This window comes from Streptomyces hokutonensis (genome assembly GCF_042751305.1).
In the GTDB taxonomy this organism is placed as follows: Bacteria; Actinomycetota; Actinomycetes; order Streptomycetales; family Streptomycetaceae; genus Streptomyces; species Streptomyces hokutonensis_A.
The window spans coordinates 1-3,489 of the sequence record NZ_JBHYWD010000046.1 but is presented as its reverse complement, the minus strand read 5'-3'; the positions used below and the strand labels follow the sequence as shown (position 1 = coordinate 3,489).

At 70.8% G+C, this 3,489-nt stretch carries 4 protein-coding genes; all 4 read left to right on the top strand.

The window, feature by feature from the left end; all coding sequences use genetic code 11:
* Positions 1–146 precede the first annotated feature (146 nt).
* Positions 147–959, top strand: coding sequence for a Pro-rich N-terminal domain-containing protein (locus ACFXC1_RS50555; RefSeq protein ID WP_381257086.1), 813 nt, complete (start codon positions 147–149; stop codon positions 957–959).
* Between the two features lie 154 nt (positions 960–1,113).
* Complete coding sequence (locus ACFXC1_RS50550; protein WP_381257083.1) at positions 1,114–2,226, top strand: aminopeptidase P family protein; 1,113 nt, start codon at positions 1,114–1,116, stop codon at positions 2,224–2,226.
* Positions 2,227–2,286: 60 nt separating this feature from the next.
* The gene (gene efp, locus ACFXC1_RS50545) at positions 2,287–2,853 is read left to right on the top strand and encodes an elongation factor P (protein WP_043683951.1); all 567 of its coding nucleotides are present in this window, start codon (positions 2,287–2,289) and stop codon (positions 2,851–2,853) included.
* 2 nt (positions 2,854–2,855) lie between these two features.
* On the top strand, positions 2,856–3,290 hold the full coding sequence (gene nusB, locus ACFXC1_RS50540) for a transcription antitermination factor NusB (protein ID WP_043683949.1): 435 nt from the start codon (positions 2,856–2,858) through the stop codon (positions 3,288–3,290).
* Positions 3,291–3,489 lie beyond the last annotated feature (199 nt).

Here is a 3,489-nt window from a genome sequence, read left to right as displayed (position 1 = left end):
TCGGGGTGGTGGGGGGTGGGGGGGGGGGGGGCCGCCACGGTTTTGGCGGGGGCGCCCCTCCGGCGCTCCATGTAGGGGGCCGCGCCCCCGGGCTTCAGCGCCCCGGAGGTGAGCGAGCCAGAAAAGACGAGATGGAGTGGCACCGGATGCAGCACGCAGTGGGGTCTCCGCTGCCGCCGCCCCACCAGCCGGGGCAGGGACCGGCCGCCGGTTGGATGCCGACGGGACAGCACCCGGGCCCGCAGCATCCAGGTTCGGTGCCCCCACCGCCACCGGTTCCACCGATGCCGTACACGATTCCGCGCCACGTGCCGGACACCACCGGCCATGTCCAACTGCCGCCCGGCGGCCCCGTGGCCATGCCGAGCACGCCCCCCGCGCAGGCCGCCGCCGATCCGACCTCCACCACCCTCGCCGTGCTGCTCATCGGCCCCGCCGGCGCGGGCAAGACGAGCGTCGCCAAGTACTGGGCGGACCACCGCCGGGTCCCCACCGCGCACATCAGCCTCGACGACGTCCGCGAATGGGTCCGCTCCGGTTTCGCCGACCCCCAGTCCGGCTGGAACGACCACTCCGAGGCCCAGTACCGCCTGGCCCGCCGCACCTGCGGCTTCGCCGCCCGCAACTTCCTCGCCAACGGCATCTCCTGCATCCTCGACGACGCCGTCTTCCCCGACCGCCCGGTCGTCGGCCTCGGCGGCTGGAAGCGCCACGTGGGCCCCGGCCTCCTCCCCGTCGTCCTCCTCCCGGGCCTCGAAATAGTCCTGGAGCGCAACGCGAAGCGCTCCGGCAACCGCCGCCTCACCGACGAGGAGGTCGCCCGCATCCACGGCCGCATGGCCGGCTGGTACGGCTCCGGCCTCCCGATCATCGACAACTCCCAGATGGACGTACAGCAGACGGCCCAGGTGCTCAATGACGTCCTGGCGAGGTCAATAGCAAGCCCGCCGAGCTGGTAGTCACAGGGGAGCTGTCCCATCCAAGGGGCGCGGGGAACTGCGCTCTCAGCCCCCACCTGCCCGCAGCCAGCGAACAACCGATGCCGCCCCCTCCGTCCCCCGAACGGCACCCTCCCAACCGGCACAATCCGGCCATCACTCCTACGCTCATCTCATGTCAGAGGTCTACGCAGCCCGCAGAGCCAGGCTGAGGGAACGAGCCCAAGCCGGCGGCAGCCAATCCGCCCTGGTCACCCACCCGGCCAACGTGCGCTACTTGGCGGGCCCCGCTCCGCAGGACACCGTCCTGCTCCTTGGCAAGCGCGAAGACCTGCTGGTCTGCACCGCCCCACTCGACGAGCGCCCCGCCGGAGGCGAGGGCCGCCCCGACGAGACCCTCCGCATCCACACCCTCCCCGGCCCGGACGGCGACCCCGCAGTGGCCGCCGCCGACCTCGCGTCAGCGCACGGCGCCGAATCCATGGCCGTAGAAGAACACCACCTCACCGTGACCCGCCACCGAGCCCTCCGCTCGGTCGCCCCCGCGCTGCGCCTCACCGACATCGGCGGCGCGGCGGAGCAGCTGCGGGTCATCAAGGACGAGGAGGAGATCTCCTGTCTGAGAATCGCCGCCGAGATCGCCGACCAGGCCCTCGGCGAGCTGCTGGAGTCGATCCTCGTCGGCCGCACCGAACGCCATCTCGCCCTCGAACTGGAGCGGCGGCTCGTCGACCACGGCGCCGACGGCCCCGCCTTCGCCACGTCCGTCGCGACGGGCCCGCACTCCGGCCGACGCGGCCACCGGCCGACCGACCGCAGGGTGGAGGAAGGAGATTTCCTCTCCGTCTGCCTCGGCGCCACCTATCGCGGCTACCGCTGCGAAATCGGCCGTACCTTTGTCATCGGCACCTCGCCCGCCGACTGGCAGATCGAGCTGTACGACCTCGTCTTCGCCGCCCAGCGCGCCGCGCGGGAGTCCCTGACCCCCGGTGCCGCCTACCGCGATGTGGACCGCGCGGCACGTCAGGTACTGGACTCCGCAGGGTACTCGGAGGGCCTCACACCCCTCACCGGCCACGGTGTCGGACTCGAAATCGACGAGGACCCGCAGCTGGCCCCCGCGGCCATGGGTAAACTGGACGCTTGCGTGCCGGTCACCGTCGAACCGGGGGTTCACCTCCCGGGCCGGGGCGGTGTCCGGATCGATGACACGCTCGTCGTACGCCCTGAGGCGGACGGCGGACCCGAGCTACTCACCATCACGACCAAGGAACTGCTCGCGCTCTAGCTTTTCGAGCTGTGCGCGGGTCCCGTGGTCGTCCACGTCAGTCCAGGAGATTCCGCAACCGTGGCTTCCACGAACGACCTCAAGAACGGCCTGGTGCTCAAGCTCGACGGGGGCCAGCTCTGGTCCGTCGTCGAGTTCCAGCACGTCAAGCCCGGCAAGGGCCCTGCCTTCGTGCGCACCAAGCTCAAGAACGTGCTCTCCGGCAAGGTCGTCGACAAGACGTTCAACGCCGGCGTCAAGGTCGAGACGGCCACTGTCGACAAGCGCGACATGCAGTTCTCGTACATGGACGGCGAGTACTTCGTCTTCATGGACATGGAGACCTACGACCAGCTCATGGTCGACCGCAAGGCCGTCGGCGACGCCGCCAACTTCCTGATCGAGGGCTTCACCGCCACGGTCGCGCAGCACGAGGGCGAGGTGCTCTTCGTGGAGCTGCCGGCCGCCGTCGAGCTGACCATCCAGGAGACCGAGCCCGGCGTCCAGGGCGACCGCTCCACCGGCGGCACCAAGCCCGCCACCCTCGAGACCGGCTACCAGATCCAGGTCCCGCTCTTCATCACCACCGGTGAGAAGATCAAGGTCGACACCCGTTCGAGCGACTACCTCGGCCGGGTGAACAGCTAACCGTGGCTGCCCGCAATACGGCCCGCAAGCGCGCCTTCCAGATCCTCTTCGAGGGCGACCAGCGCGGAGTCGGCGTCACCACGGTCCTTGCGGACTGGATCCGGCTCTCCCGGGACGACACCCGGCAGCCGCCGGTCAGCGAGTACACGATGGAGCTGGTCGAGGGGTACGCGCAGCACGCGCGCCGCATCGACGAGCTGATCGCCCAGTACTCGGTCGGCTGGACGCTGGACCGCATGCCCGTGGTGGACCGCAACATCCTGCGCCTCGGCGCCTACGAGCTGATCTGGGCCGACGAGACCCCGGACGCCGTCGTCCTCGACGAGATGGTGCAGCTGGCCAAGGAGTTCTCGACGGACGAGTCGCCCTCGTTCGTGAACGGCCTTCTGGGCCGCTTCAAGGACCTGAAGCCCTCGCTGCGTCGGGACGAGGCGTAAGCAGTACGCGAGCGAAACGCCGGAGGGCCCGCAGCGACACCGCTGCGGGCCCTCCGGCGTTCCCGTACCCGTGGGGCCCCTGAGGCCCGCAGAAAGCCGCCGGGGGGGGGCGGGACCCGGGAGTGGGGCCCCACCCCCCGCGCCGGTGTGGGGGGTAGAGGGGGGGGGCCACTATAGCCGGGGGGGGGCACCCGGCGCG